Raw genomic sequence first — 25,837 nt, forward strand, 5'->3', positions numbered from 1 at the left:
CCGCCGGACTCGAAAGGTGGCGGCGGACGTCTCCCGTGCGGCGCCGTCATGGACGTACCTCCCAGTGCTCGACGAGCCGCACCTCGTCGGGCTGTTGCGCGAGTTGTCCGCGGACCGCTTCCCAGGCGTCCGTCGTGGCGTCGACCAGCGTGACGTCGTCCAGCAGCGGTCGCAGGGTGCCGGCGGCGGCCACGCTGAGCGTCGGCGGGCGCACCGCGAGGGCCGCTTCGCGCGTGCGCCACCGTTCCAGCCGCTCGGCGGCGCTGACCGTGCAGACCGCCTCGCGGTGGAAGAAACCCGGCCAGGGGGAGAACTGCGGCTCTGGCAGGGGCGGTTCGTAACCGGTCTCGTAGCCGTCGTCGACCCGGTGACCGGCGCCGAGCCGGATGCCGTCGTCGGCGCCCGTCCGCAGCCCGCCGGCGTGGCTGACGAACGCGGGCCTGGTCAGCTGCTCGTCCTCGGTCAGGTCGAAGAACTCGCCGGGTACGAACCGCTCGGCCAACGAGGGCAGTCCGGCGGCGGACCTCGGCGTACCGAGGGTGATCTCCGTGATCGTCCACGTCTGCACCGGTACCGGTCGCCGTTCGAAGCGGGAGATCGGCACGCCCAGCGGAACGACGTGCTGGGTGACCCGCAGAGTGGCGTCGGGGTGGACGAGGCTGCCCTGGTTCAGTTTCTCGGTCGCCGCGGGGGTGAACACCAGCGCGGTGCGCTCCTCGGCCGGCCGCTCCGCCGCCCAGGCCTTCGCCTGCGCCAGCTCCGCGGTCAGCGCCTCGATCGGCGGGCGCGCGGGCTGCTGCCCGACCGCGGGCGGTGATCCCCAGCGGACGTCGAAGTCCAGCTCGACGTCCCAGAACAGCACCGAGATGCTGCCGGTGCCGAAGGCGTGCCAGGGCGCCGGACCCTCCAGGGTGAAGTCCAGGCCGATGCCTGCCAGTCGGCGGCCGAAGGCGCGCACCGCCACCCCGGCGCGCACGTGGACCGTGAACGCGAACGGATCGAACACGAACAGGGCGTCGAGCCCGAGCCAGCCCTGCACCCCGCAGCCGGCGATCGTCGCGTCCAGCTGCACCTGGCCGCCGAACATCAGCGCGTTAGAGGTGATGGCGAAGTAGGCCTCCATCCGCAGTCCGAACCCGTTGCCCGGGGCCAGGTCGACCTGGAGCCGGCGCAGCGCGGGCACCCGGGCGGGGCGGGTGTAGCGGGGGTGGAAGCCACCGGCGGACAGGACGAACTCCGGCTGCGCGCCGCCGCGTACCAGCAGATACAGCTCGCCCCGCACAGCGAGTCCCACGATCCACGAGCCGGACAGTGACACCAACAGCTCGACCAGCGGGACGGCCGGTTCCAGGCGGCCGAGCACACTCGCCTGCAACCGGATGAGCGGCACCGCCGGGTCGGGCAGCCCGACCAGCAGCCGGCCCACCAGAACCGCGCGCGCCGGGGCGGGCAGTTCCAGGATGAGGGCGCCGGACAGCGACACCATCCGTCCGCCCCAGGTGATGCGGACCATCGGCCCGACGAGGAAGCGCCCGGAGGCGACCGGGAAGGCGGCACCGAGGGATCCGGTGATCTCCTGGGCGCGTTCCACGACGCGGTCCGGGAACAGCACATGGTCGGCATTGCCGTCGCAGACCAGCTGCTGGAGGGCGGTGATGTCCGCGCGCCGGTTGACACCCACGAGTCCGCCGACCGCGTCCAGCGCGAACCCGAACCCCAGTTGGATGCCGGGGGCCGGGAACTGGGCGGAGAGCAGCACCAGGAAGCTGGTGGGCGCCTTTCCGTCGGGCGGCCGGAACAGTGCGACGGCCTGCACCCGCAGCACCCCGAGGTCGACCGAGATGAGCCCCGCGTACCCCTGGTCGGGGGTCCGCCGGACCACTCCGCCGCCGGAGACGGGCGGCAGTTTCAGCTCGGTGCCGATGCCGTCCGGGAACAGTTCGCGCAGCCGGCGCGGGTCGACGCCCGGACGGGTCGCCGGTGACAGGGCCACCGGCAGGTCGATGCCGGCGCCGTCGAGGAAGACCCGCAGGGGCAGCCCCGGGAGCCCGGCGGTGGCGGACACGGAAAGTGCGAGCCGTGGCTCGCCCCCGTCGGAGGTCAGTTCCAGGGCCGCGCCCCGGGTGGACACATACGGCGCGTTCACCCGCAGCGGGAGGGGGACGCGCAGCGCACCGGTCCCGGTGAAGCGCAGGCCCTCGCCCGCGTCCGCCCGGACGGTGACGTTGACCGCACCGGAGCCGTCGGACATCGGACTGGCCCCGCCGAGGCCGACCAGCCGGGCCAGCGCTGCGGGCAGGACGGCGGCGGTGAGCCGGCGCAACTCGACCTCGACGGCCGCGGGCACTCCCGGGGCCACGGTCACGGTGAGGCCGATGCCGTCGACGCCGATCCCCGGCCCGTCGGTCATCCCGGCGGCCAGTCGCCCGGTGCGCTGGAGCGTGATGGTCGCGGTGCCGCCGGGAGCCGGGGGCGGCAGGCCGGGGCCGAAGGCGGCGTCCCAGCCCTCGGGCGGGGCGGCGATGGTCGCCTCCGCGCTCCATGCCTGCGTGGCCGTCGCGGGCAGGGACAGGGCGGTCCCCGGGGTGACCACCACGTCGAACACCGGCCCGTCCGGGGCCGGGGACGGAGTCACTCCGAGCACGGCCCGCCCGGATGCCGCTCCAGACGGGTCGGTGAGCACCAGCGCCACTCCGAGCGGCGCGCCGGGCGCCCGCCGCCAGCCGTGCAGCCGCAACGGCACGGCCGAGTCGCCGCCGAGGTCGCCGAGCATCTCCCGGACGAGTTCCACCAGCGAGTTCCCGGCGGGCAGCCGGTCGTGCACGGCGAGCAGCCGTCCGGCGAGGACCGTGCCGGCGGCGGACGGATCCTCGCCGAGCTCGGGCAGATCGCGTACCAGCCCCTCCACGGCGTCCCGGGTCAGGGCGCGCAGTTGGTCGGCTACCTGGTGCAGGAGCTCGTGCGGGTCCATGGCGTCTCACCCCTGGTTGGCTTCGCCGTTGTCGATGACCAGCGCTCGGTCGAAGCAACCGACGCCGAGCCAGCGGCCGTTGGGGCTGAACGTCATCGTCAGCACTTCGTCGGTGCTCACCTCGTAGACCTTCTCGCCACCGAGGTTGAACAGCCGCACGAGGTTGTCGATGCAGGCGCTGGCCGCATGCTTGCCGTTCGGGCTGAACGCCACGTGCGTGACGGCTCCCGGGCTCGGCTGACCGGCGATCAGCTTCGGTGTCCGGCCCCTCTCCTCGCCACTCTCCGCTTCCCGGATCCGGGCGAACCCGTCGGAGCCGCCGACCACGGTCCACTTGCCCTTCGGGTCGAACGCCACACAGTTCGGGCTGGTGACCTCGTCCTCGGCCTCGCCCCCTACCCGCCACTCCTCCGCCCCTCCCTGCGCCTTGAACATGCGGGTGGTGTCGTCCGCGGAGCAGCACAGCACCCTGGACCCGTCCGGGCTGAACGCGACCGCGTGGACGGCGTTGGCGGGGGTCAGCTTCCCGACCTCGGTGCCGGTGGCCAGGTCGAGGACCCGCGCGGAGCCGGCGAACTTGTGGTTGCCGCCGTGGCGTTCGTCGATGGCCAGCGCGATCCGGGTGCCGTCCCGGCTCACGTCCACATCCGCGATGAGCGGCGTGTCGACGGTGATCCGCTTGACGGTCGCGCCGGTGGCCTGGTCGAGCACCGCGACCAGGGTGTCGGTGACGGCGACGACCTGTCCGTTCGCCCCGAACCGCACGGTGTTCACCGAGTTCCCCGGATCGAGCGGCCCCTGCCAGACGACCGCGCCGGACGTACTGTCCCGCAGCGACACGGACTCGAAGTCGGCTACGGCGATCTTGCTGCCGTCAGGGCTGAAAGCGATGCCGGTCACGGATCCGTCGACGGGCATGTCCAGCGGGACACCGATGCCGACCGGGCGCACCCGGAGCAGGGAGTCGCTGCCCGCGCTGGCGAAACGGGTGCTGTCCGGGCTGAAAGCGATCGCCTGGACGGAATCGTCGTGCTTGACGGTGAGTGCCACGGTGCCCGGCTCACTCATGAGCGGCTCCTCCTTGAGGCGAGGAGTTCGACGGCGAGGTGCGACTGTGCACGATCGAGGTGACGCTGTGTGCGATCGAGGCAACTCACCAGCCTAGCCGGAATGTCGACGCTCGCCACATGAACCGTCGCAGGTCACCGACCCGAACTGGTGTCGCATGGCGCGCCCCTGTCAGCGGTGCGAGCATGGAGGTGGTGTGATATGCCGCTTCGCGCTCTCGCGAGGAGGGATGGTCATGGCGAAACGTCTGATCGTCTGCTGCGACGGCACCTGGAACTTCGCCGACCAGCCCAGCAAGACGAACGTGGCCAAGGTCGCCCTGTCCGTGCGTTCGGGAACCGCCGCGGGCAAGGAACAGCGCGTCTACTACCACAGCGGCGTCGGAACCCGTCGGCGGGAACGGCTGCGGGGCGGCGCGTTCGGCGCGGGTCTGTCGCAAAACATCGTCGACGCCTACCGCTTCCTCGTCGAGACGTACGAGCCGGGCGACGAACTGTTCCTCTTCGGTTTCAGCCGGGGCGCGTTCACCGCTCGCAGTCTGGCGGGGCTGACCCGCAACTGCGGGATCGTGCGCCGGGACCACACCGACCGCATCCCGGAGGCGTGGGGGCTGTACCGCGACCGGATCGAGCAGCCCAACGGCGCGGCGGCCACGCTGTTCCGCCGCTCGTACGCGCGCGAGACGGAGATCCGCTTCATCGGGGTGTGGGACACGGTGGGTTCCCTCGGTATCCCGGTTCCGGACGCGGCCTGGCTCCAGCCGGCCGCCAAGCGGTTCAACCGCCGCTGGGCCTTCCACAACACCGAACTGAGCGGCTGGGTCCGGGCCGCCTTCCACGCGCTCGCCATCGACGAACAGCGCTCGGCGTTCCGGCCGACCCTGTGGCACCAGCAGCCCGGCGCCGCCGAGCAGGGGCAGGAGCTCCAGCAGGTCTGGTTCTCCGGGGTGCACTGCGATGTCGGCGGCGGCTACAAGGAAACGGGACTGTCCGACATCCCCCTGCTGTGGATGGTCGATCAGGCCCGCCGCCACGGGCTGGAGTTCGACCCCGACGCGCTCAGCGAGGCCGGGCCGAAGGTGATGAAACCCGAGGAGAGCATCGACTTCCGGGTACGGCCCGACGCGCTGGGGTCACTGCACTCCTCGCGGACCGGGATGTACAAGCTGGCCAAACCGCTGCACCGGCCGATCGCGGGAGCGGCGAACGACAAGGGCGAACCCGACGGCAACGAGTTCCTGGCGGTGCCCGCCAAGGAGCGTTACGACCAGAACAGCGATTACCGGCCGCCCGAACTGGAGCGGTATCTCGCCCGTCCCGACCGGATCCGCCTCGAGCCCGTCCTGCTGCCGGGCCTCGCCTCGGGCCTGCCGCCGCTGCCGTCCGCGCCGTCCGCGCCGAAGGGACCGGCCGCCACGAACGACGACCTGCACCGCACGACGTGACACCGCTGTGGCCGCTGCGGCCACAGCCGCCGATTGCCGGACCCCGCGAAGGCGGGCCCCGCCTTGGTGAAGGAGAACCGGGATGCTGACGTCCGCGCTCTTTGCCGGCGACCCGCTGCTGGAAGCGATCGCGCAGGACCAGGACCGCATCTCGCGGACCCGGCACCGCAACGATCCGGCCGTGCAGAAGGTGCAGATCGCCCTGCTCGACCGGGACCCGGACTGTCTGCCCCGGTTCGGGGCCGACGGCGACTACGGCGACGAGACCGCCGGTGCGGTGGCCCGGTTCAAGGTCGAGGTGCTCGGCGTGCCCGAGGCCGAGGTGATCGACGACGTCGGCCCGTTGACGGTGCAGAAGCTGGACGAGATACGCGCGGCCGTCGAAAACCCGCCCGTCCCGCCCGTGGAGAGCGTCGTACCCGAGGACTGGCTGCTGACCGAGGCAGAGATGGGCCCCTTCCGCTCGCCCGCCTTCACCCTGGACAACCTGGTGCTCTTCTTCGTCGACGGCGAGGCGTACTACGACACCCTGGCCGCCCGGCTGGACGCGCTGACCGCCGGTGACCGGGTGCTGTTCGCGGGCTGGCGATTCTCGCCCGAGCAGATGCTGCGCCCTGTGGTCACGGGTTCACCGGGCATCCTGGACCGGCTCCTCAAACTCCACACCGACGGCGTCGTGGTGCGCGCCCTGCTGTACGGCTCGCAGTTCTCCACCCTGCCGGTGCGCAGGCCAAGGGTGCCCACCCTGCCGTCCAAGGACAACTTCGACTTCCGTACCGCCCTGGTCGGCGCGGGCGCCCAGGCGGTCCTCGACGCCCGGGTGGGGCACTTCGGCTCGCACCACCAGAAGTGCGCGGTGGTGCAGGGGGCCGCCGAGGGGCCGTGCGCGTTCGTCGGCGGGATCGACGTCTGCCTCGACCGCTGGGACAACGCCGCCCACATCGATCCGCCCGTCCGGCAGCGCGAGCCCGACTTCCTCGGGGTCAAAGCGAGCCTGCCCGGCTGGCACGACGTGCAGTGCGGGGTGTTCGGGCCCGCCACCGCGCAGATCTGGCAGGCCCTGGTCCAGCGCTGGAACGACCCCACCACGCCCAGCCGCATCGACGCCACGCCGGTGCCGATCCCCTCCTCGGAGGAGCCCGGGCCGTCGCCGACCGCGGGCACCCAGGCCGTCCAGGTGCTGCGCACCCTCACCTGCAAGGGGGTCTACTCCTTCCTGCCGGGCGGCGAGTTCACCGTCACGGCCGCCTATCGCAAGGCGATACGCCGGGCGCAGCACTACATCTACATCGAGGACCAGTACCTGTGGCCCTCGCCGCTCGTCGACGACCTGCGGGACGCCACCGCCCGGGGTGTCCAGCTCATCCTGGTCACCGCGCGCGACTTCGACGCGCCGGGCCTGGGGGACGTCCACAAGACGCTGCGCGCCGAGGCTCTCCAGCGCATCGCCTCCGCGGCGCCCGCGAACGTCCACTGCTTCCATCTGGAGCAGGCGGCAACGGCCTCGCAGGTCTACGTCCACGCGAAGCTGATGATCGTCGACGACCAGTACGCCGCCGCGGGCAGCGCCAACCTCAACTTCCGGTCGCACACGACGGATTCCGAGCTGCATCTCGGCGTCTTCGACATGGACCTGGCCGACGGAACCGTCGGCGGCGCACCCCACCGCTTCGGCGTGTCCGTCCGTGATCTGCGCACCCAGATCTGGGGCGAGCACCTCAACGAGGACCCGTCGCTGCACGAGGACCCGCTGGTCGGCCTCGGCCGGATGCCGACCGGGGGCGGCAAGATCGGTCACCTGGTGAACTTCCCCGTTCCGCCGCAGGTTCCCGCCGTGGACTGGCGGGAGGTGCTGCGGGAACTGCTGCGCAGCCTCCAGCACATGGAGAACTGGCAGCTCCTCGCCCCGGTGGTGTTCGGCCCTCTCGCCATTCCCGTTCCGCTGGTACCGGACATGGACCTCGGGATCCTCGCGGACCTCGTGCCCAGCCCCGAGTCGTTCCTGCGGGACCTCCTCAACCCCAACACCGTGTGCTGAGCGGCGCACCGGATCGGCGCGCACGGGGTCGCGGGTCAGGCTCCGAACACGGTGAATCCGAGCCCGGCGAGCTGGGACGCGAGGGCGGACACCGTGTCCGGGTCGTCGAACGCCCCGTTCTCGGCCAGGCCGTTGGCCGCCTGGAACTCCTTGACCTTGCCCTGGGTGAGGGGGCCGTCCACTCCGTCCTGCGTCAGCGGCTTGATGCCCAGGGCGAGCAGTGCGCCTTGTACGCCGAACACGTCGGAGACGTCCAGCACGAGCTGCTCGACGGGCACCCCCTGAGACTCCGCCTGCGACGCCAGCAGGAAGTGGGCCCGGTCGAGCTTGTTGCGGATCCCGATGGTTCCGACGTCCGGTGTGAAGTGGCACTCGTCCGCGGCGCCCACCCACTCCCGGGCCGCCACATGCCCCTGGAACTTGGGGAAGCGGAACTTCGGACCCATCCCCCAGCACATGCTGAGCGTGGCCAGCTGGGCGTTGGCCGGCCATGAGGCGAACTCCCCGAAGCCCTCGCGGCCGGTGAGCACCGTCTCCATCTCGTCGAGCTTGGCGAACACATGGCGGTCGATCTCGTCGTCCTCCACGTGCAGGCGTGTCAGCGGCGGCCGGAAGTTGCCATGTCCGAAGGGCGCGAGGTCCAGTCGCGACTTGACCGTGTCCCATTCGGCGGCGACCTCCTCGGGCGTCGCCTCGGTGTCCGCGTCGTTGACCAGCCAGCGCAGCAGTCCGGCGGCGGCCAGGGAGAGGGCGCGCTCCTGGGGGGTCGGTGCGGAGTTGTCCCGCGCGGTCTCGTCGATCTTGTTGCCGATCCCGGTGCTCACATAGCCCTTCACATCGAGGTACATGAAGTGGACACGCCCTTCGAGAGGGTCGTTGAAGGAGATCCAGTAGTCGCGAACGCTCTGGTGCATGGTGCGGCCTTTCTCGCTCTGTCTCCGCCACGTCCGGGAAAGAGCCGCGCGAACCGGGGCGAGGGCCCGACGCCGAGCTCCTCGTCCAGCAGGCGGCAGAACGCCTCGTAGTGCCGGACGGCCTCGCCGACGTTGCCCTCCGCGAGATGCGCCGACACCAAGGCCCGGTGGGCGCTCTCGCGCAGCGGTTCGGCCCGTACGGCGGCCCACGCCACTTCCACTGCCAGGGCCGGTCTGCCCTGCCGTGTCAGCGCCTCGGCAAGCGCGTCGAGGGCGTGCAGCCGCAGCTGCCGCAGCCGCTCGCGCTCCAGCAGCACCCAGTCCTCGTCCCAGCCCGGCAGCAGGTCCTCGCCGGTCAGCAGTCCCAGTAGGGGCAGCGCGTGAAGCGCGGTGCCGTCGCCCTGTACGACGCCCAGCGCGGTCCGGGTGAGCGTGTGGACGTCCACCCGCAGCGCGGGAGTGACCAGCAGGGTGTCGCCGTGGCACTCGACCAGGGACGACTCGTCCCGCGGCAGCTTCCACAGGGCGGTGCGCAGGCTGCCCCTGGCGTGCCCCTCGGTGACCTCGGGCCACAGGGTGCCGGCGAGGACGGAGCGGGAGACCGGCCCGCGCAAGCCCATGAAGGCCAGCAGCCGTTGGGCGTTGCGGCACAGTTCGACGCTCTCGGAGCCCAGTTCCAGACGGAACTGGCCGAGCAGTCGCAGCCGGGGAGGACCAGACACCACGTTGACCGCCTCACGCACGGTGTTCCGCAACCATTTTCATCCTCTGCCGCACCCCCGGCAACTCGACCGGAACGCCTCCGCGCCTCCCCGATGACGCCCCGATGACGCCGTGCTGACGCCTCCTCCGTACCTTCGGACCAACCGATCACATCAGGAACGGGAGACCGGGAGCGGAGCCGTCATGGTCGCTCTGTCCAACGTCCAGTTCGGCAAGCGGAACGAGGACGTACGCACCGTGCAGAAGGCCCTCATCAAACGAGGCCACAAGATCCCCGGCGGGGCCACCGGCCTCTTCGGCGAACAGACCCGAGCCGCCTACCGCGCCGAACAACTCGCCCAGGGCTTCAAAGGAAGCGACGCCGACGGCAAACCCGGCCTCACCTCCCTCACCACCCTCGGCCACTTCGCCCACTTCACCGTCGTACGCGGCGGCACGCCGTCGAACGGAGCCGGGGCGCTCCCCCTGACCCGGGTCACCTTCCGCGATCCGGGCGACGAGTCGGGGGAGCCGGCGATGCAGCGCTATGCGCGCAAGGCCTGTCAACTGACCGGCATGGACCCGCAGTTCGGTGTCCCCGCGCTCACCACCATCGCCCGGCGTGAGTCCGCCTGCAACCACCCGAAGTTCCGGGTGAACACGACGGACGTCAACGCGCACGGCCGCACGGCCGCCGACGGCCATCCGCTCAACTGCTCCCGGGGCGCGACCCAGTGCATTCCGTCCACGTTCGCCACGTACCACCAGGCGGGCACCGCCGACACGCCCTATGACGTGGTCGCCTGCATGTGCGCGACGATCAACTACGTACGCCACCGCTACCACGTGAACCAGTCCGGCTCGAACTTCGCCGCCCGCGTCCAACAGGCCGATCCGCACCGGGCACCCCACGGGTACTAGGAGACCCTCATGGTCGCTCTGTCCAACGTCCAGTTCGGCAAGCGGAACGAGGACGTACGCACCGTGCAGAAGGCCCTCATCAAACGAGGCCACAAGATCCCCGGCGGGGCCACCGGCTTCTTCGGCGAACAGACCCGAGCCGCCTACCGCGCCGAACAACTCGCCCAGGGCTTCAAAGGAAGCGACGCCGACGGCAAACCCGGCCTCACCTCCCTCACCACCCTCGGCCACTTCGCCCACTTCACCGTCCAACGCGGGGGCGCGTCCCCCTCACCGCGGCCCGCCGGCAAGCGGCATGTGGCCTCGCCCGTGCCCGGGCACAAGGTCACCTTCCAGTTCTTCGAGCGCGGCGACTACGCCTGGAAGCCCGACGGGGTCGGCCGGCACACCGGGCAGGACTTCGCCGCCCGCTCCGGTGTGCCCGTGGTCGCCGTGCGCGGCGGCACCATCGCCTGGTCCAACGGGCAGGGCGGAGCCTACGGCCAGTGGATCGGCCTTTCGGCGGACAACGGTCACGTCTACACGTACTGCCATCTCTCACAGCGTCAGGTCAAGGCGGGCCAGCGGGTCACCGCCGGACAGCAGCTGGGCAAGGTGGGCACCACCGGCAACTCCACAGGGCCGCACCTGCACTTCGAGATGTCGAAGGGCTCGTCCTGGTCCTACGGCAACGTCGCGAAGCCCCAGTGGTGAGGGGGCCCACGCCCACGGTCCTACTGGAATGCCGGGATCCGCAACGGGACGCGGACGAGGACTTCCGCCACACCCTCGCCGACTCCGGTGACGATCGCACCGCCCACCCAGGCCGCCGTGGGCGCCAGGAAGACCGCCCCGATCGCGAGGACGGCCAAGGCGGTCGCCACGCTCGCGGCGTAGTCCTCCGCACCGGTCGTGATCCTCAACTGCACCTGGAGGTCGCCCGAGACCTGGGCCTCGCCCTGTGTGACGGGGTGCGACTTGAAGAGGGGCACGCTGCCGGTGTAGATCACCGTGCGTTCCACCGGTTCGAACTCGACGCGCAGGAAGGCCGTCTCGTCGCCGATGGTGCCGCCGATCCGGGGTGTGCCGTCGAGGCCCGTGCCGATGCTGACGGCCGCGAACAGGGAACCGATCGCCTCCCTCGATTCCGCGCGCAACCGGGAGCAGAGCTGGTCCAGGGCCACTCCCCCGATGGCTCGGGCGCTGCCGGACGCCACAGCCGTGTCCAGGGCCTTGAAGTCCGGGGACACCTCACAGCCCAGGTTGTACGCCTCATGGCTCCAGGCGACCTTGACCGGCCCGTTCACCCAGAGCTCCATGTGGAGACCGGGGCCGTCCCATTCCGCGACCTTGCCCCGGAGGGTGTAGCTCAAGGACGGCCATGGGGCGGCGGCGTTCTCCGGCAGCTCGTAGACCTCGTAGTTGGAGACGGCGAGCAGCAGTGGTGTCCCGACTCCGGCGGGGGCGCTGCCCGGATCGACCAGTTCCATCAGGCGCGTCCAGGTGCCCGCGCCCACGTCCACACGCGCGTCCGCGACAAGGCCGTCCTGAACGGTCTGGAACTCCCGGACGGCCTCGCACAGTTCGTCCGACGCATGGCCGTCCTCGATCGGCGGGAGCGAGTCCAGTGGCGTTCCGCCGGCCGGCAGTCCTACCGCATCGAGGAGTTCGGCGACCTGCTGCTGGTCGGAGGCGTGGTTGGGGCACTGGGTGCCCTCGTCGGTCAGACCGACCGCTTCGCGCAGTCCCCACGACATGGCCCCTGTCCTTCCCGGTCGGCTTCGCCGCGGGCGGCTTGTCTCAGGCGTCCTCGAAGAGCAGGTCCTCGGGGGGATGGGTCATGCGCACGGTCTGACCGTTCGAGGTCTCCACGACACGGTGCAGGCCCACGCACCGTTCGCCGGTGGACAGGATGGAGAAGCGGTCCCCGACTCCTGCCAGGAAGGCCGGGAAACACGTCAGCGGCATGTCCAGATTGAGGTAGTCCACCAGCCGTCGGAACAGCTTGGGGAGCAGTACGGCCTCGTCGGTCAGCGAGGCCAGGCCGGTGATCTTCGCCCCGGTCGTGGTGACATCGCCGGGCCACAGGCCGCGTCCGGCCTCCCGGGCCTCCTTGGCCGCGGTGGTCAGCTCCGCCCGCAGGCTGGTGAACAGGCTGCGGTAGAACGTCGGGTACACCAGACCCGTCGTCAGCATGTGGTGGTTGAGCGTCGTCCGCAGCACGGCGGCGTCGACGTCGATCTCCAGGCCGCTGGCCCCGGGCGGTGCTCCGCGCCCGGCCAGGGCGATGCAACGGCCGTGGACATCGGAGCCGCGGGTGAGGATGAACCCGGGCACCTGCTCCGGTGTGGTGGCCGTGACGGTCTCGTCGGCGTGCTGGACGTCGGTGAAGCCGAGCCAGTTGAGCAGCTCGTCCCGTGCGGCGTGGGCGAACTGCAGCGGCTGGTGAACGCGGTTGGGTCCGTAGTGCGTCTCCAGGGCGTCGATCGCGTCCAGCCGCAGAGAGGCGCGGCCCGCCGCGGTGTGTTCGACTCCGCGGCCCAGTCCGCCGCCGACCAGGCTCCACTGCGCGGGGTCGTCGGCCGTGAAATGCACCGTGTCCCCGTCCGGTTGGGAGCCCTTGACCTCGTAGAAACCCTTGATGAGCAGCATGGGCATGGCGACACCTCCGCAACGCGTCGGCCCCCAATTCACATGGTGCGCCTGGACGAGAGGTTCCGCATCTCAGGGCCACGGCACGCTGTCGCCGACAGGTTCCGCGTTCAACCGTTCCGAACGCAGGAGCAACGAATGACGCCAACTCCGCCCGGGCACGGTCCACTTCCTGTGCGTCCGCCGACACGGCCGGGGCGCGCCGACGTACGCGAGCCGGGCTCGTGAACGACGACACCCCCCGGGGCACGCCGTCGAGGTCGGCAGGCCATCGCGTATGTCGGCAGCGCATCTGGCCACACGCGGCAGGTACGCGACGAGCAGACACAGCTGGGCGGAAGCACCCTGAGGCCATGGACAGCCGGACCCCAGAGGGCTGCCCTCCAGAGGGTCCGCTCAGAGCTCCAACGCATCATTTAGCGGTGCCCACGTGAAAGACGCCGAATTTACTGGCGCCAGGGTCAATCATGCTTCGTTCTACCGCGAAGCGTCCGCGTCCCGGTCTCGGCTGCGTGGCCATTGCGGTGTGCCCCTGGTCAGTGGCGGAACGCGGCGGTCGCGACGTCGACGAAGGAGCGTATCAACGGGTTGGTGTCACCTTCGTTCCAGACGGCCACGACGCGGCTCGGTGTCATGTCGGTCAGCGGTATGACGGCGAACTCCGCGGGCAGGTCGTGGCCGAGCGGGGCCAGGCCGACCGTGCCATTCCACAGCACAGCCTGCAGGCATTCCTGGACAGCGCGTACGACGGGGCCCTCACGCGGGCTGCCGCCGTTCCAGTACGACTGCCAGACGGGGTCGGTGCCCTGCGGGAACTGGAACCAACGGCGGTCGCTCAGGTCGGCCAGGCGGAGGCGGTCGCGGCAGGCCAGCGGGTCGTCGGCGCGCAGGACCACGCCGACCGGATCAGCGCGCAGCGTACGTACCGTCAGGGCGGTCTCGTCGAACGGTGCCCGCGTCAGGGCGATGTCGACCAGTCCGGCGTGCAGCCCGCACGTTGGGTCGGTCAGATCGGTGTCGCGGATGCGGATGTCGATGCCGGGGTGGCGTCGACGGTAGGCGGCAGCCAGCCTGGTCACGGCCGGATCGGTGCCGTCGCCCAGGATGCCGATGGTGAGGGTCGTGGTGCCGGCCGCCGCACTCACCCGTGCGCGGACGCGGTCGGCATGGTCGAGCAGGGCCCGCGCCTCGTCGAGCAGCACCAAGCCCACAGCGGTGAGGGTGACGCCGACCGGCGAGCGGACGAACAGCGGTGCCCCTACCTCGGTCTCCAGCCGTTTGATCGCCCGGCTCAGTGGCGGCTGACTCATGTGCAGCCGGGTCGCGGCCCGGCTGAAGTGCAGCTCCTCGGCAACCGCCACGAAATAGCGCAGGGTTCGTAGCTCCACGCTGCAACGATACCCATCGGGCATCGGCGCCACGGAACGGGTCTTGGACACCGGCGGGGCCCCGGCGGTCCACTCGTGGGCACGACCACCTGACACCGCCCGCAACCGGACCTTCTCCAGGGCGCTTCCGACGAAGACGCCGATCGACCGCATCGATGAGGCTGCCGATACCCGGTGGCCCGTGAACGGGAACCATGAACATCGCCTATTGGATCGTCGCGGGGCTTCTCGCCCTCTTCTACCTCTACTCAGGGGCGCTGAAGGCGCTCCGCAACCGCGATCAGCTCCGGCCGATGATGGCCTGGGTCGACCGCATACCGTTGCCCGTCGTGAGGATGTTGGGGGCGGTGGAGACACTCGGCGCCGTCGGACTGATCCTGCCGCCGCTGACCGGCATCGCCCCCTCACTGGCGGCGGCCGCGGCCGTCGGCTTCGTGCTGCTGCAGATCGGCGCGATCGCCGTGCACCTGACCGGCGAAGACCGCCGCATCACCCTCAACATCGGGCTCCTCGCCACCGCGGCTGTGACCGTCTGGCTGGCCACCGGACGGTGACCGGCCGCCGCGCCGGACGGGGCCGACCGCGCGGATGACGCACTGACCGGCCCTCTCGTCACAGACCGGCTGCGCTGAGGACTTGGTCCATCCGACTCGACGGCAGCGCGGATGGCCAGCAGCCGCCTCACCACCGAATTGCGCCGCCCGTCAGACGAGTTGATAGCCGCGCAGATTGGTGAGCTGCAGATAGCAGTTCTGCAGGGAGCCCGAAGTGTCGCCCAGGGAGCGGTAGATGCCCCACTTGGGGCGCACGCGGTCGGCGAGGAAGGTGTCGATGCCGGTGCGGGACTGGTCGAGGACGGTGGTCGAGCCGTTCTTGAGGATCCAGCGCAGCGAGCCCGCCGAGCCGTTGCCGATCTTGATCTGGAAGTCCACGTCGATCCAGCGGTCCTGGAGGGGTTCCAGTTCGGTGCGGCCGATGAGGATGTCGTCGGTGAATTGCTTGAGTTCGATGGTCTGAACGCCGTTCACGCGGCGCAACGACTGCACGACGATGGGCGAGGAGCCGGTGCCGGGCTGTTTCATCTGCATGATGTGGGTGAAGCTCGTGGTCGCCTTCAGGGAGCTCGGGATGTACATCGAGTACGTGAGGCGCCACGACTGGCCTTCGGTCCACCGGAGGTAGTTGCTGCCGCTGCCGAGGCGAAGGCCGGTGACCTCGTGGCGCTGCCGGTCGGTGGAGGTGTCGCGGTCGACGGTGTGCATGGTGAAGCGCCAGTTGTTGCCCGTGGTGTAGATGTGCGGGGCGCCGGAGGGGTGAGAGCCGGCGCGGTCGTCCTCGACGGTCTCGAAGGCGCCGAGTCCGTCGCCGCTCGCCGAGGGGGACCACTTCAGCTGCCAGGAGGCGGCGTGTGCGGGAGCGGCGGGGAGGCCGACCGTGGTGGCGGCCGCGCCGCCGAGCGCGTAGCCGAGGAGCTTCCTTCGCGTGGTGCTCATGAGCGTTCACCTCGTCGTGAGCCGGGGGGGTGGCGGTGCACGGGGACGCGGGAGAGTCACCTACCTAGTCAGTTCAGGTATGTGACGGTCGTTCAGCCACACGTCCGTCGACGGGCTTCAGGGTGCCGCTATGACGGGTCCGGGTCAATGGTCCAGACCGATCGGCACACACTCCCGGGTTCACTTCCGGCCAACTGCTCCTCGCCGCCCCGCCGTTGAGGCGGGGCGTCTTCCGTGCCCCGCCCCCGGCCGGTTCAGCACTCCGCGCACCGGTGGACGCCCACGCCCTGTCACGCCTCGTCCGGGTAGTCCCACTTCAGGTCGATGCGGGCCTTCGGCGCGACAGCGCCGATCGCCTTGGCGACATCGGACTCGAACTGCTCGGACCATCTCCCGAACCCGGTGATGATGAGCGGCCCGTGCTCACTGCTCGTCAGAACCTTGGGCGGGTCATGGAAAACACTCACCCACATCCACGACTCGATCCCGTGCTCCCTGAAGAGTTCTTCCACTGCCACCCCCACCGTGTCGGCTTCCTCGGCGGAGGCAAGGTTCTCGATGTCGAGGTAGAGATGGATGTTCACAGACATACGCCCACCCTAGTGGCGGCCCGACAGCGGCTCATCGAGCCCCAGGGGTAAAGATCCACGGGCCGCCGTCAGCCACGTAGAGCGGCGCGGCGGGCCGGCCAGGTGAGCCGATCCGCGTCCGTCACCCCAGCCGATCACCGACGGCAAAGCCGATCAACCCCAGGGCCGGCGGAGCGCGAGAACAGCCGCTGTTGCCTACATTCCGTCCCCTTGGGACGTATGCCGCACTGCCACTGATGTCCCAATGAGACATGAAGGCGTGCAGTGGGGGGACATGAAGGCAGCGGAGCCTGTCACCCCGGCTTGAGCGCCCTGGCTCGGCCGCGATGGAGCGGCTCCTGGAACACAGCTGGCGGCCGCCACCACGGTCGCGGCGATCACGGAGCGAGCCGACGTCACCCGCCGCGCCTTCAGCCGGCACTTCTCCGGCAAGGAAGATGCAACCCTGGATTTCTTCCGGGGCGACCGCATCTGATCTCGGCGGTTGTAGACCACATCGCCGCCGCGGCCGACTTCGCGGACACCGGGTACGACGGTCACCTCAACCTCGCCCCCATCGCGCAGCGGGCCGCGGCGGAAGTCATCATGCTGACCCACGACGAGGACCTGCACCAGGTCAACCTCGGGGTGCCGTGACTGGGGGTGCGTTGCGCGTTCTGAGACCTACGGCCGCTCTCGCCCTGCGGGGCAAGGATCCTTCGCTGTCTCAAGGACCCTTGCCTCCGCAGGGCCCGGCCTCGCAGGCGACGCCCCCTCAGTACGAGGGCGCCGAGCAGTGAACGGAACGGTCACCAATAGTGACGTCGACCGGCGACCGCGTGCCCCATGGACCCCATGATCCAGAAGGCGGCGCCGACGACGGCAAGAATGATGCCGAGGGTCCACAGGATCGATATGCCGGTGAGGAAACCGACGATCAGAAGAATGATGCCGAGCGCGATCATGATCTACCTCCTGTTGTGACCTGCCGTAGCTCCCGAATGCCCCGAAACAGCCTGATCACGCCAACTGGACGAGCCCGCCGCTCGCTCTCTGTCCATCAGTCGGCCCGGCGGATCCGGCCACATCACCGGCATCGTCGCGTCCGACGGCGTCCCGCAGGGACCGGCTATGCCTCGTCGGCGTCGTCGGCGAGCGCGGCCAGGTCCCGGGCCGCACGGTCCGCACGGCGGCGGGCACTGCGGGCGGCCGGGGCGGCGTCCTTCACCGCGGTGTCCGCCCGGCCGACCTCCTCGGTGGCCTCGCGCAGTTCCGCTCGGGCTCGGCTCAGCTGTTCCTCCAGCTCAGCCAGGTGCGCCTCCGCCTCCCCGGCACGGGCAACGGCGGCCTGGTGCGCTCGTTCGGCCTCGCCGAGGGCGTCCTCTCGGCGACGGGCCTCCCCCTCTGCCTCGTGAGCACGAGTGCGCGCCCGCTCCACGCGCTCGCGCCCCCGATCCCCACCCCGATCCGGTGCCCTGAGCCGACGCCGGGCCAAGTTGATGGCCATTACATGGACCCGCCGTCCGGGCCTGCCTCCGCCGGTGAGAAGATCACGAGGTGGAGACCGGAAGAACTCCTTCGGCGCCGGACGCGCCGAAGCGTCATGCCGTCCACCGGCGGCCCCGACCAGCCGGAGCATCCTCCGTGTCCACGGAAGGGGAATGAACCATGTCCGTGTTCCAGCGCATCCTCGTCGCCGTCGATCCCGACCCCGCCCGGCTCTCCGCGATCCGCCTGGCAGGAGACCTGGCGAAGCTGACCAACGCCGAGGTGCGGGTTCTGCACGTCCTCGCCTCCGCCGCTTCCCTCGCCACGGTCGTCCCCCTCGAGGACGACGCCGAGGGCAAGGCCGTCGTGGACGAGGCGCTGGCGATCCTTGCCGAGAAGGGCGTCCGCGCGGAGGGCAGCCTCGCGCGCGGACTGACCACCCAGGTCGCCGAGTCCATCACCGAGTCCGCCGAGGCGTTCGGCGCGGATCTGATCATCCTGACCCCGCATCATCGGGGCTCCGTCGAGGCGTTGTTCAACCCGCGGGTGAGCGACGCGGTCGCGCACCGCACCAGCGCGGCAGTGCTGCTCGCCCCCGAGGGCCCCGCCGAGGACGGCATGAGCTGACGGTCCGGCGACGCACAGGCTGGAAGAGCAGCTGAGTGAAGGTGCCGGCACGGACACGCCTGCCCGTGTCGGCGCCTCCGCTCAGGGCGAGCGCGCAACCAGTGTTCTGGCTCTGGTCGTGGACCATGCTCGCCCGTCGGCACGGCCCCGACCACGAAAGCCTCCCCGAGTGACCCCGGAGTCGCCCGGGCACCGCTCGATCCGGACAGACTCCCGCAACACTCCCTTCCCTTCTATCTGCTCGTACGCAACGGGCTTGCGAGCGAGCAGGACATCACGGCTCCCGAATGGACCTTCTTCCCTCGGAGTTGCGCTGGGGCCACATGCGGGAACTCTTCGACGACACCTCCGTTCCCTTCGCCCGCTCCCTGCTCAACTCCGCGCTGATCGCCGTCACCTTCCTCCCGAGCTTCGTGTTCGTGTCGTCGCTGGGCTGGATCTCGACGTATCGGGGGCTGATCGTCCCGACGCTGTTCCCGGCCTTCGCCTGCTTCGTCTTCCGGCAGTACTTCCTGGGCTTCCCCGCGGAGTTGGAGGACGCGGCGCAGGTCGACGGGCTGGGCTACCGGCGGGCGTGGAACGGTCCGGGATCGACTGACGGGGGCTGCACCGCCCCTTTCCGGCCGCGATGAGCCCGTGACGTGTGCGACCGCGGGTTCGTGCAGTCGCACCGGGTGGCCGTGGTCGTAAGGGAGCGGCTCGCCGTTCAGCCTCGTGGCCTTGAGGCCGGCGCCGCTCGGTCAGACACGGACGGGTGCCGTGGCGCGGGCCGGTAGTTCGAGTCCGAGGTTCTCGCGGAGTGTGGTGCCGGTGTAGTCGGCGGCGACGATCTTTCGTTTGCGCAGCTCGTGCAGGAGGCCGTTGACGACGAAGTCGTGCTGGCGCGGGTCCGCGAGACCGCCCAGCGAGATCACGTCCAGGACGCCTGCGCGGAAGCGTTCCTCGACGGCGTCGGCGAGTTGCTCGGGGGTCCCCGCTGCGGCCCAGTGTCCGGTGTCCTGTGCCGCGATGATCAGTTCCCGCAGCGTGTAGCCCTGCCGCGCGTAGCCGGTGAAGATGTCGACCCGGCCGCGGCGGCGGTTCACCGACGCCACCTCGGGCAGCAGGCTCTCCGGCAGCGGCGCGTCGAGCGGGAGTTCCGACAACTCGACTCCGCCGCCGAGCATGTCGGCCAGCTGGGCTCGGCCGCGTTCGAAGTCGATCGACTCCCGCTTCTCGCGTACGAGTCGCTTGGCCTCCTCCTCGGTGGCTCCGTACGTGGCGTGGAACGAGCTGAAGATCAGGGGCAGTCCGTCGGCCCGTCCCAGGCTTTGGGCCTGGTCGCGGATCTTGCGGGTGAAGTCCAGGGCGTGGTCGAGAGTGGGCAGCGATGTGAACACGATCTCCGCGTAGCGGGCGCCCAGCGCGATCCCCGCCTCGGACTGCCCGGCCTGTATCTGCACCGGGCGCCGCTGCGGCAGTGGCGGGATGTTCAGCGGACCGGTGACGGTGAAGAACCGGCCGGAGTGGTGGATCGGGTGCACCCGGTCGCGGTGCAGTACCGCCCTTCCGTCCGCGTCGGCCGTCAGCGCGCCGGGTTCCCAGCTGTCCCACAGCGCGTTGACGACTTCCAGTGTCTCCGCGGCGCGCGCGTAGCGCTCCTCCGGGCTGGGCAGTTCGCCGGCACCGAAGTTCTCCTCACCGATCGAGGAGGTCACCAGGTTCCAGGCGGCCCGCCCGTTGCTGACGTGGTCGAGGGTGCCGAAGAGCCGGGCCAGGTTGAACGGGTGGTGGAAGGTACTCGACACCGTCGCGATCAGGCCGATCCGCGAGGTCACCTGGCTCAGCGCCGAGACGAAGACCAGCGGCTCCTGCGAACCGATGGCGCCCTGGGCGTCGAACCTGAGCAGGTCGGCGGTGAACAGCGCGTCGAACCGGGCCGCTTCGGCGAGCTTCGCCACCCGCACTGCGGTGTCCAGGGTGGATCGGGTCGGGTCGATCGCCAGGTCGTACGTCTCCGACGTGCCACCGGCTCCGGTCACCGTCTTGAGTGTTCTGGGCTGCTTTGCGCTCAACTGTTCATCCGTTCTGATCGTGGTCGATGGCATCCAGGAACGGCGGCTGCTTCTGGCAGCCCGGGGGTGACCCGCCGGGCACGCGTAATCAAGCCCGGTCGGGCATCACGAGGGGGCTGCCGGCAGCAGGCCGGGAGGTGCGGTCAGCGACAGAGCGCGGCGTGGGTCCGGCAGAGGTCGACATGGCGGCGCTTCGTCCAGACCGGCGGCACAGCCGCGACCGGTCCGACGTGCGTTGCCCTCACCATGACTCCCATCGGACGGGGCTCAAGGGCCCGGCAGAGCGCGGATCACTTTGATCAACGGCATCATCATGTGCCGCTGGAGTACGGGACCGCAAGGCCGCCTGCCGACGTGCGCAGGTAGCATCCGGCGCATGGACGTGGCGACGGGTGCACTGCCCAGGGGGCTCGGGCTGGTGGAGCGAGTGGTCCGGGGGGAGCTCGACAGCCGAGGGGGACCCGGGGTGGTCCGGCTGGCTGAGGAGAGCGGGCTGGACAAGGGGCAGGCGTCGCGGTTGCTGCGGGATCTGGTCGGCACCGGGACGCTCGCCCGGGACGGGAACGAGTTCCGTGCCGGGGCGGATCTGCTGGCCGTCGCCGCGGAGGCCGGGCCGTGGGGCGTGGAGAGCCGGGCGCTGCTGCGGGAGTTGGTGGTCCGGTTCGGAGCGTGTGCGTACGTCGACGTGCTCTGTGAGGCGATGGTGCTCTCGGTGCGGGCCGAGCTGGCGGCGTGGGCCGAGTTCTCCTGGGCGCGGGCGGGGCGGCTGACGCCGGTGTGGTGCACCGGGGCGGGGCGGGCGCTGCTCTTCGACCACTCGCGGGCGGAGGTGGCACAACTCCTGGGCGGTGAGGACTTCATCGGGGCGGGCGGCCCCTACGCGCCGCGCACCGTGGACGATCTGCTGGCGCGGGTCGCCGCGGACGCCGGGCGCGGGATCGCGGTGTGCGAGAGCGAGTACGACGAGGACGTGCTGGAGGTGGCCGCGCCCGTACGGGACTCGCGTGGAGACGTCGTGGCGGCGGTCAGCGCTGTCGTGCCGCACGCGGCGGCCAGGGACGACCGGGACGAGATCGTCGCCGCGATCGGTGACGCGGCGGCGCGACTGGCCTCGCTCCTCGGCTGAACCTCGACTGGACCACGGCTGTTCAGTCCCGGCGCGTCTCATGGTCCGTTGAGCGCAGTGCCGCGGTCAGCCAGTCGCTCCAGCGGACCACCGATTCCGCGCAGGTCGCCGTCGCCGGCTCGAGACGGCGGCGGGGGCCTACGACCTGCACGGCGGCGACGATCTCCCCGCGGAAGTCCCTGACCGGAGCGGCGAGCGAGTACAGGCCGGGTTCGGCCTCCTGATCGACGATCGAGTAGCCCCGCTTGCGGGCCGCGTCCAGTCGGGCCAGGAAGTCGTCCAAGCCGGCCGGGGTGTTGGGGCCGTGCCGGACGAAGGCGGTACGGGCGAAGACGGCGGCGACCTCGGTGTCGTCCGCGTCGAACAGCAGGGCCTGCCCGGCGTCGCTGCAGTAGGCGGGGTAGGCGCGGCCCACCCAGGAGACGAACGAGGACAGCGCCGGCGGCATCGACTCGAGGATCGTCACCGAGCTGGCGCCCCGCAGGACTCCCAGGTAGGCGCACTCCCCCGTGTCGGCGGCGACGCCCTCCAGCGCGGTGCGGCCGTCCCGGCGCAGGCGGGCCTCGGTGATCTGCTGGGCCCGCGCGTACAGCTCCCAGGCGACGGAGTAGCGCAGCGAAGCGGGATCACGGCGCAGGAACCGGGCCGTCTCGAGGCTGCGCAGGATGCGGGAGACCTGGCTTCGTTCGCGGCCCAGCAGCGCGGCGACCTCGGCGGCGGTGTGGCCGCGCGGGTCCTGCGACGGGTGCTGGGCGAAGAGTCGGAGCACGGCCAGGCCGCGTTTCAGGCTGCTGTCGGTGGTCATCGGGGGCCGAGCATAGCGCCAGGCCGCAGCGCCACCGCGCCCCTTCATTGCGGGAACATTGCAGCTTCATTGCACGATCCGTGCATCATGAGCAACTGGACTTGCCTATTACGCATCCGGGGATAGTCTCCAGCCATCCCTCGCACTTCATGCTCATCAGGAGTTCGCCTTGTCCGCTCTGCGCCCGCTAGTTCTCCTCGGTTCCGCGACGCTGCTTCTGGCGGGCTGCGCCGATCCCTCCCAGTCGGCCGACGCCTCTTCCAGCCCGTCGTCCGGCGCTTCTGCCGCTGCCCCGATCGCGAAGAACGCCGCGCTCGCCGCCAAGGTCCCGGCCGCGCTGAAGGCGAGCGGGATCAAGATCGCCAGCGATGTCAGCTACCCGCCGATGGATTTCTTCGCCACCGACAACAAGACGGTCGTCGGCGCCGAGGCCGACCTCGACAAGGCCCTCGGCACCGTCCTCGGCGTCAAGGTCACCATCGTCAACGTGCCCTTCGACTCGATCCTGCCGGGCCTCCAGTCGGGCAAGTACCAGCTCGGCGTCTCGTCCTTCACGGACACCGCCGAGCGGGAGAAGGTCGTCGACTTCGTCACCTACTTCGACGCGGGCACGTCCCTGCTGGTCCCGGCCGGGAACCCCAAGGCGCTCAAGCCCGGCGGTGACTCGCTGTGCGGTCGTACCGTCGCCGTGGCGAAGGGGTCCACGCAGGCGCTCGTGGACCTGCCGGCCCGCGCCAAGACCTGCAAGACGCCGATCAAGGTCAGCACCTTCCCGGACGGCACCGGCGTGAACCTCGCCGTCACCAGCGGCCGCGCCGACGCCGCCCTCGCCGACTCCCCCGTCGCCGCATATGCCGCCAAGCAGTCCGGCGGCAAGCTGGAGGTGGCCGGCGACTCCTACGGCAACGCGCCCTTCGGCATCGCCGTACCGAAGAACAGTGAGCTGACCGGGCTGCTCAAGTCGGCTCTGGAGGACCTCAAGGCGAGCGGCGGTTACGAGCAGGTCCTCGCCAAGTGGGGCCTTCAGTCCGGCGCCCTGGACAAGTTCGAGATCAACGCGGCCTCATGAGCGGGGAATTGCCGGTCTACCGCCGTCGCAGGCCGGGCCAGTGGGTGCTGACCCTCGTCGTCGTGCTCCTGGCCGCTAGCCTGCTTCAGTCGCTGATCACCAACCGGCGCTTCGGCTGGGACACGGTCGGCGCCTGGCTGTTCAGCCGGACCGTGATGACGGGCCTGCTGACCACCCTGGAGCTCACCGCCGCCGCCATGGCGATCGGACTCGTGCTCGGCATCGCGCTGGCGCTCATGCGGCTGTCGGACAACCCCGTTGCCCGGAGCGTCAGTTGGGCCTACATCTGGCTGTTCCGGGGCACCCCACTCCTCGTCCAGCTGCTGTTCTGGGGCTTCATCTCCGCGCTGTACCCGACGCTGTCGCTGCATCTGCCCTTCCTGCCGGCGATCGGTGACGTCCCTGCGAACTCCGTCATCACGACCTTCGCCGCGGCCCTGCTCGGTCTCGGCCTCAACGAGGCCGCCTATCTCGCCGAGATCATCCGGGCCGGGATCGTCTCCGTCGACCCCGGACAGTTGGAGGCGGCGGACGCGCTGGGCCTGTCCCGGGCCAGGACGCTGCGCCGGATCGTCCTGCCGCAGGCGATGCGGGTGATCATCCCGCCGGTCGGCAACGAGACCATCTCCATGCTCAAGACGACCTCCCTGGTGAGCGTGCTGGCCTACGCGGAGCTGCTGTACTCCGTGCAGATCGTGTACGCCCGCACCTACCAGACGATCCCGCTGCTGATCGTCGCCAGCATCTGGTACCTGGCCGTCACGACCGTGCTGAACATCGGCCAGCACTACCTGGAACGGCACTTCGCGAAGGGCGGCAGTCGATGATGATCGAGGCCACCAATGTCCGTAAGTCCTTCGCCGGGCGTGAAGTACTGCGCGGCATCGACCTCTCCGTACCGCGCGGGTCGGTCACGTGTGTGATCGGGCCCTCCGGGTCGGGGAAGTCCACCTTCCTGCGGTGCGTGAACCGTCTGGAGGTACCCGACGGCGGCCGGATCCTGGTGGACGGCGAACCGATCGGGTACGAGCCGTACCGGGACGGGCTGCGCGAACTGCGCCGCCGTGACCTGGCCCGGCAGCGCCGTGACATCGGCATGGTCTTCCAGCGCTTCCACCTCTTCCCGCACCTGACGGCCCTCGCCAACGTCACCGAGGGACCGGTCGGCGCGGGCCGTCCCCGCGCCGAGGCCACCAAGGAGGCGCTGGCGCTCCTGGACCGGGTCGGTCTGGCCGACCGGCGCGACGCCTACCCCGCCCAGCTCTCCGGCGGCCAGCAGCAACGGGTCGCCATCGCCCGCGCGTTGGCGATGCGGCCGAAGCTCATGCTGTTCGACGAGCCGACCTCCGCCCTCGACCCGGAACTCGTCGGCGAGGTGCTGGACGTCATGCGCGGCCTCGCCGCCGACGGCATGACGATGCTCGTCGTCACCCACGAACTGGGCTTCGCCCGCGAGGTCGCCGACGAGATCGTCTTCTTCGACGACGGACAGATCCTGGAATCCGGACCGCCCTCCCGCGTCCTGACCGCCCCCGAACACCCCCGTACCCGCGACTTCGTGACGAGAGTGCTGTGACGACCTTCCGCGACGCCCTGGCCGCCGGCCCCCTCGTCCTCGACGGCGGCATGTCCAACGAACTGGAGGCCCAGGGCCACGACTTGAGCGGCACCCTCTGGTCCGCCCGTCTGCTGCGCGACGACCCCGACGCGATCGCGGCCGTACACCGCGCCTACTACGCGGCAGGCGCACAGGTCGCCATCACGGCCGGCTACCAGGCCACCTACGACGGTTTCGCCCGGCTGGGCATCTCCCGCGCCGAGACCACGGCACTGCTGCGACGCAGCGTGTCCCTGGCCCGCGAGGCCGCCGACGCCGCCCAGGCCCAGAGTGGCGCGGCGCGCTGGGTCGCGGCGTCCGTGGGCCCGTACGGCGCGATGCTGGCCGACGGCTCGGAATACCGGGGCGACTACGGCCTCACCGTGGCCGAGCTGACCCGTTTCCACCGCCCCCGGCTGGAGGCGCTGGCCGAGGCCGCTCCCGATGTCTTCGCCGTCGAGACCATTCCCGACCTGCGGGAGGCCGAGGCCGTGCTGATCGCCCTGGACGGGCTGGGCATCCCGGCCTGGCTCTCGTACAGCATCCGCGGGACGACCACCAGCGCAGGCCAGCCGCTCAGCGAGGCCTTCGCGCTGGCCCGCAGCAGCGATGCCGTCGTCGCCACAGGGGTGAACTGCGCCCCCGCCGCCGACGCGACCGCCGCGCTGGTCCTCGTCTCCGGACTGCCCGGCGTCGTCTACCCGAACGGGGGCGGCATCTGGGACCCCGAATCCCGCAGCTGGCTGGGCGCGCAGGACGAGATCGCGGACCTCGCGCCCGCCTGGCTCCGCACCGGCGCGGCACTCGTCGGCGGTTGCTGCCGGGTCGGCCCGGCGGAGATCAAGGAGCTGGCCGAACGCGTCGGGGCTGCGCCGACAGACCGCTGAGCGGCATCCCAAGGCCGAGCGCACGCCCACACGCCCGAGCACCCG

24 protein-coding genes and 2 pseudogenes are annotated in these 25,837 nt (G+C 70.6%); 13 read left to right on the forward strand and 13 right to left on the reverse strand.

Annotated elements, in window-relative coordinates:
* Positions 1-46: 46 nt before the first annotated feature.
* On the reverse strand, positions 47-2,971 hold the full coding sequence (locus tag CRP56_RS00640) for a DUF6603 domain-containing protein (protein ID WP_097259475.1): 2,925 nt from the start codon (positions 2,969-2,971) through the stop codon (positions 47-49).
* Between the two features lie 6 nt (positions 2,972-2,977).
* Positions 2,978-4,039 carry a WD40 repeat domain-containing protein gene (locus tag CRP56_RS00645; RefSeq protein WP_097259476.1) on the reverse strand — a complete coding sequence of 354 codons (1,062 nt, stop codon included), beginning with the start codon at positions 4,037-4,039 and terminating at the stop codon, positions 2,978-2,980.
* A 235-nt stretch (positions 4,040-4,274) separates the two neighbouring features.
* Between CRP56_RS00645 and CRP56_RS00650 the strand changes: the two genes are divergently transcribed.
* Together CRP56_RS00650 and CRP56_RS00655 are read left to right on the forward strand one after the other, a co-directional pair.
* Positions 4,275-5,483, forward strand: coding sequence for a DUF2235 domain-containing protein (locus CRP56_RS00650; RefSeq protein WP_097273545.1), 1,209 nt, complete (start codon positions 4,275-4,277; stop codon positions 5,481-5,483).
* Positions 5,484-5,565: 82 nt separating this feature from the next.
* Positions 5,566-7,521, forward strand: coding sequence for a phospholipase D family protein (locus CRP56_RS00655; RefSeq protein ID WP_097259477.1), 1,956 nt, complete (start codon positions 5,566-5,568; stop codon positions 7,519-7,521).
* Between the two features lie 35 nt (positions 7,522-7,556).
* On the opposite strand, the gene CRP56_RS00660 is transcribed toward CRP56_RS00655, so the two are convergent.
* Entirely contained in the window at positions 7,557-8,435 is an 879-nt protein-coding gene (locus tag CRP56_RS00660; protein WP_097259478.1) for a peptidoglycan-binding protein, read from the reverse strand.
* Entirely contained in the window at positions 8,354-9,190 is an 837-nt protein-coding gene (locus CRP56_RS00665; RefSeq protein ID WP_257039949.1) for an AfsR/SARP family transcriptional regulator, read from the reverse strand. Before CRP56_RS00665 ends, CRP56_RS00660 begins: the two co-directional genes overlap by 82 nt.
* Before the next feature lie 151 nt (positions 9,191-9,341).
* On the opposite strand from CRP56_RS00665, the gene CRP56_RS00670 reads away from it, so the two are divergent.
* Together CRP56_RS00670 and CRP56_RS00675 are read left to right on the forward strand one after the other, a co-directional pair.
* Complete coding sequence (locus CRP56_RS00670) at positions 9,342-10,058, forward strand: peptidoglycan-binding protein (protein ID WP_097259479.1); 717 nt, start codon at positions 9,342-9,344, stop codon at positions 10,056-10,058.
* A 9-nt stretch (positions 10,059-10,067) separates the two neighbouring features.
* Positions 10,068-10,751 carry a peptidoglycan DD-metalloendopeptidase family protein gene (locus CRP56_RS00675; protein ID WP_097259480.1) on the forward strand — a complete coding sequence of 228 codons (684 nt, stop codon included), beginning with the start codon at positions 10,068-10,070 and terminating at the stop codon, positions 10,749-10,751.
* Between the two features lie 20 nt (positions 10,752-10,771).
* Here the strand turns inward: CRP56_RS00675 and CRP56_RS00680 are convergent, their stop codons facing one another.
* The 3 genes from CRP56_RS00680 to CRP56_RS00690 all read right to left on the reverse strand — a co-directional run bounded on the left by CRP56_RS00680 (position 10,772) and on the right by CRP56_RS00690 (position 14,101).
* Positions 10,772-11,794, reverse strand: a complete 1,023-nt coding sequence (locus CRP56_RS00680; protein WP_097259481.1) for a hypothetical protein — start codon at positions 11,792-11,794, stop codon at positions 10,772-10,774.
* Positions 11,795-11,837: 43 nt separating this feature from the next.
* A complete protein-coding gene (locus CRP56_RS00685; protein ID WP_097259482.1) occupies positions 11,838-12,695 on the reverse strand; it encodes a thermonuclease family protein in 858 nt (285 codons plus the stop codon).
* 530 nt (positions 12,696-13,225) lie between these two features.
* Positions 13,226-14,101: a LysR family transcriptional regulator gene (locus CRP56_RS00690; protein ID WP_179851276.1), complete on the reverse strand. Its 876-nt coding sequence runs from the start codon at positions 14,099-14,101 to the stop codon at positions 13,226-13,228.
* A gap of 170 nt (positions 14,102-14,271) precedes the next feature.
* On the opposite strand from CRP56_RS00690, the gene CRP56_RS00695 reads away from it, so the two are divergent.
* The gene (locus CRP56_RS00695; protein ID WP_097259483.1) at positions 14,272-14,631 is read left to right on the forward strand and encodes a DoxX family protein; all 360 of its coding nucleotides are present in this window, start codon (positions 14,272-14,274) and stop codon (positions 14,629-14,631) included.
* A gap of 150 nt (positions 14,632-14,781) precedes the next feature.
* On the opposite strand, the gene CRP56_RS00700 is transcribed toward CRP56_RS00695, so the two are convergent.
* Positions 14,782-15,570: a heparin lyase I family protein gene (locus CRP56_RS00700; RefSeq protein ID WP_097259484.1), complete on the reverse strand. Its 789-nt coding sequence runs from the start codon at positions 15,568-15,570 to the stop codon at positions 14,782-14,784.
* A 290-nt stretch (positions 15,571-15,860) separates the two neighbouring features.
* A complete protein-coding gene (locus CRP56_RS00705; RefSeq protein ID WP_097259485.1) occupies positions 15,861-16,160 on the reverse strand; it encodes a hypothetical protein in 300 nt (99 codons plus the stop codon).
* A gap of 290 nt (positions 16,161-16,450) precedes the next feature.
* Here CRP56_RS00705 and CRP56_RS00710 point away from each other — a divergent pair.
* A pseudogene (locus CRP56_RS00710) lies at positions 16,451-16,626 on the forward strand (TetR family transcriptional regulator); the annotation flags it as partial.
* A gap of 322 nt (positions 16,627-16,948) precedes the next feature.
* Here the strand turns inward: CRP56_RS00710 and CRP56_RS47090 are convergent.
* Positions 16,949-17,104: a DUF6131 family protein gene (locus CRP56_RS47090; RefSeq protein WP_097259486.1), complete on the reverse strand. Its 156-nt coding sequence runs from the start codon at positions 17,102-17,104 to the stop codon at positions 16,949-16,951.
* A 164-nt stretch (positions 17,105-17,268) separates the two neighbouring features.
* The gene (locus CRP56_RS00720; protein ID WP_179850915.1) at positions 17,269-17,646 is read right to left on the reverse strand and encodes a hypothetical protein; all 378 of its coding nucleotides are present in this window, start codon (positions 17,644-17,646) and stop codon (positions 17,269-17,271) included.
* Positions 17,647-17,807: 161 nt separating this feature from the next.
* Here CRP56_RS00720 and CRP56_RS00725 point away from each other — a divergent pair, with 161 nt between their 5' ends.
* Together CRP56_RS00725 and CRP56_RS00730 are read left to right on the forward strand one after the other, a co-directional pair.
* Positions 17,808-18,254 carry a universal stress protein gene (locus tag CRP56_RS00725; RefSeq protein WP_306459433.1) on the forward strand — a complete coding sequence of 149 codons (447 nt, stop codon included), beginning with the start codon at positions 17,808-17,810 and terminating at the stop codon, positions 18,252-18,254.
* Positions 18,255-18,479: 225 nt separating this feature from the next.
* A pseudogene (locus CRP56_RS00730) lies at positions 18,480-18,832 on the forward strand (carbohydrate ABC transporter permease); the annotation flags it as partial.
* Positions 18,833-18,994: 162 nt separating this feature from the next.
* On the opposite strand, the gene CRP56_RS00735 reads toward CRP56_RS00730, so the two are convergent.
* On the reverse strand, positions 18,995-20,275 hold the full coding sequence (locus tag CRP56_RS00735; protein WP_257039950.1) for an NtaA/DmoA family FMN-dependent monooxygenase: 1,281 nt from the start codon (positions 20,273-20,275) through the stop codon (positions 18,995-18,997).
* Between the two features lie 409 nt (positions 20,276-20,684).
* Here CRP56_RS00735 and CRP56_RS00740 point away from each other — a divergent pair, with 409 nt between their 5' ends.
* Entirely contained in the window at positions 20,685-21,434 is a 750-nt protein-coding gene (locus tag CRP56_RS00740; RefSeq protein WP_179850916.1) for an IclR family transcriptional regulator domain-containing protein, read from the forward strand.
* Between the two features lie 22 nt (positions 21,435-21,456).
* Here CRP56_RS00740 and CRP56_RS00745 read toward each other — a convergent pair whose 3' ends face one another.
* The gene (locus CRP56_RS00745; protein ID WP_097259490.1) at positions 21,457-22,239 is read right to left on the reverse strand and encodes an IclR family transcriptional regulator; all 783 of its coding nucleotides are present in this window, start codon (positions 22,237-22,239) and stop codon (positions 21,457-21,459) included.
* Positions 22,240-22,408: 169 nt separating this feature from the next.
* Here CRP56_RS00745 and CRP56_RS00750 point away from each other — a divergent pair, with 169 nt between their 5' ends.
* Genes CRP56_RS00750 through mmuM form a run of 4 tightly spaced genes read left to right on the forward strand, consistent with a single transcriptional unit; the run spans position 22,409 to position 25,792 of the window.
* Entirely contained in the window at positions 22,409-23,308 is a 900-nt protein-coding gene (locus tag CRP56_RS00750; RefSeq protein ID WP_218877947.1) for an ABC transporter substrate-binding protein, read from the forward strand.
* Positions 23,305-24,135, forward strand: coding sequence for an amino acid ABC transporter permease (locus tag CRP56_RS00755; RefSeq protein ID WP_097259491.1), 831 nt, complete (start codon positions 23,305-23,307; stop codon positions 24,133-24,135). Before CRP56_RS00750 ends, CRP56_RS00755 begins: the two co-directional genes overlap by 4 nt.
* Complete coding sequence (locus tag CRP56_RS00760; RefSeq protein WP_097259492.1) at positions 24,135-24,884, forward strand: amino acid ABC transporter ATP-binding protein; 750 nt, start codon at positions 24,135-24,137, stop codon at positions 24,882-24,884. The genes CRP56_RS00755 and CRP56_RS00760 overlap by 1 nt, the downstream gene beginning before the upstream one ends.
* A complete protein-coding gene (gene mmuM, locus CRP56_RS00765; RefSeq protein WP_257039951.1) occupies positions 24,881-25,792 on the forward strand; it encodes a homocysteine S-methyltransferase in 912 nt (303 codons plus the stop codon). The genes CRP56_RS00760 and mmuM overlap by 4 nt, the downstream gene beginning before the upstream one ends.
* The last annotated feature ends 45 nt before the right edge of the window (positions 25,793-25,837 follow it).

This window comes from Streptomyces sp. TLI_55 (genome assembly GCF_900206255.1).
Lineage (GTDB): Bacteria > Actinomycetota > Actinomycetes > Streptomycetales > Streptomycetaceae > Streptomyces > Streptomyces aquilus.

Coding starts and splice junctions, on each gene's coding strand:
- CRP56_RS00640 (WP_097259475.1), bottom strand. CDS start 2,971: ATGGACCCGCACGAGCTCCTGCACCAGGTAGCCGACCAACTGCGCGCC.
- CRP56_RS00645 (WP_097259476.1), bottom strand. CDS start 4,039: ATGAGTGAGCCGGGCACCGTGGCACTCACCGTCAAGCACGACGATTCC.
- CRP56_RS00650 (WP_097273545.1), top strand. CDS start 4,275: ATGGCGAAACGTCTGATCGTCTGCTGCGACGGCACCTGGAACTTCGCC.
- CRP56_RS00655 (WP_097259477.1), top strand. CDS start 5,566: ATGCTGACGTCCGCGCTCTTTGCCGGCGACCCGCTGCTGGAAGCGATC.
- CRP56_RS00660 (WP_097259478.1), bottom strand. CDS start 8,435: ATGCACCAGAGCGTTCGCGACTACTGGATCTCCTTCAACGACCCTCTC.
- CRP56_RS00670 (WP_097259479.1), top strand. CDS start 9,342: ATGGTCGCTCTGTCCAACGTCCAGTTCGGCAAGCGGAACGAGGACGTA.
- CRP56_RS00675 (WP_097259480.1), top strand. CDS start 10,068: ATGGTCGCTCTGTCCAACGTCCAGTTCGGCAAGCGGAACGAGGACGTA.
- CRP56_RS00680 (WP_097259481.1), bottom strand. CDS start 11,794: ATGTCGTGGGGACTGCGCGAAGCGGTCGGTCTGACCGACGAGGGCACC.
- CRP56_RS00685 (WP_097259482.1), bottom strand. CDS start 12,695: ATGCCCATGCTGCTCATCAAGGGTTTCTACGAGGTCAAGGGCTCCCAA.
- CRP56_RS00690 (WP_179851276.1), bottom strand. CDS start 14,101: ATGCCCGATGGGTATCGTTGCAGCGTGGAGCTACGAACCCTGCGCTAT.
- CRP56_RS00695 (WP_097259483.1), top strand. CDS start 14,272: ATGAACATCGCCTATTGGATCGTCGCGGGGCTTCTCGCCCTCTTCTAC.
- CRP56_RS00700 (WP_097259484.1), bottom strand. CDS start 15,570: ATGAGCACCACGCGAAGGAAGCTCCTCGGCTACGCGCTCGGCGGCGCG.
- CRP56_RS00705 (WP_097259485.1), bottom strand. CDS start 16,160: ATGTCTGTGAACATCCATCTCTACCTCGACATCGAGAACCTTGCCTCC.
- CRP56_RS47090 (WP_097259486.1), bottom strand. CDS start 17,104: ATGATCGCGCTCGGCATCATTCTTCTGATCGTCGGTTTCCTCACCGGC.
- CRP56_RS00720 (WP_179850915.1), bottom strand. CDS start 17,646: ATGGCCATCAACTTGGCCCGGCGTCGGCTCAGGGCACCGGATCGGGGT.
- CRP56_RS00725 (WP_306459433.1), top strand. CDS start 17,808: ATGTCCGTGTTCCAGCGCATCCTCGTCGCCGTCGATCCCGACCCCGCC.
- CRP56_RS00740 (WP_179850916.1), top strand. CDS start 20,685: ATGGACGTGGCGACGGGTGCACTGCCCAGGGGGCTCGGGCTGGTGGAG.
- CRP56_RS00745 (WP_097259490.1), bottom strand. CDS start 22,239: ATGACCACCGACAGCAGCCTGAAACGCGGCCTGGCCGTGCTCCGACTC.
- CRP56_RS00755 (WP_097259491.1), top strand. CDS start 23,305: ATGAGCGGGGAATTGCCGGTCTACCGCCGTCGCAGGCCGGGCCAGTGG.
- CRP56_RS00760 (WP_097259492.1), top strand. CDS start 24,135: ATGATCGAGGCCACCAATGTCCGTAAGTCCTTCGCCGGGCGTGAAGTA.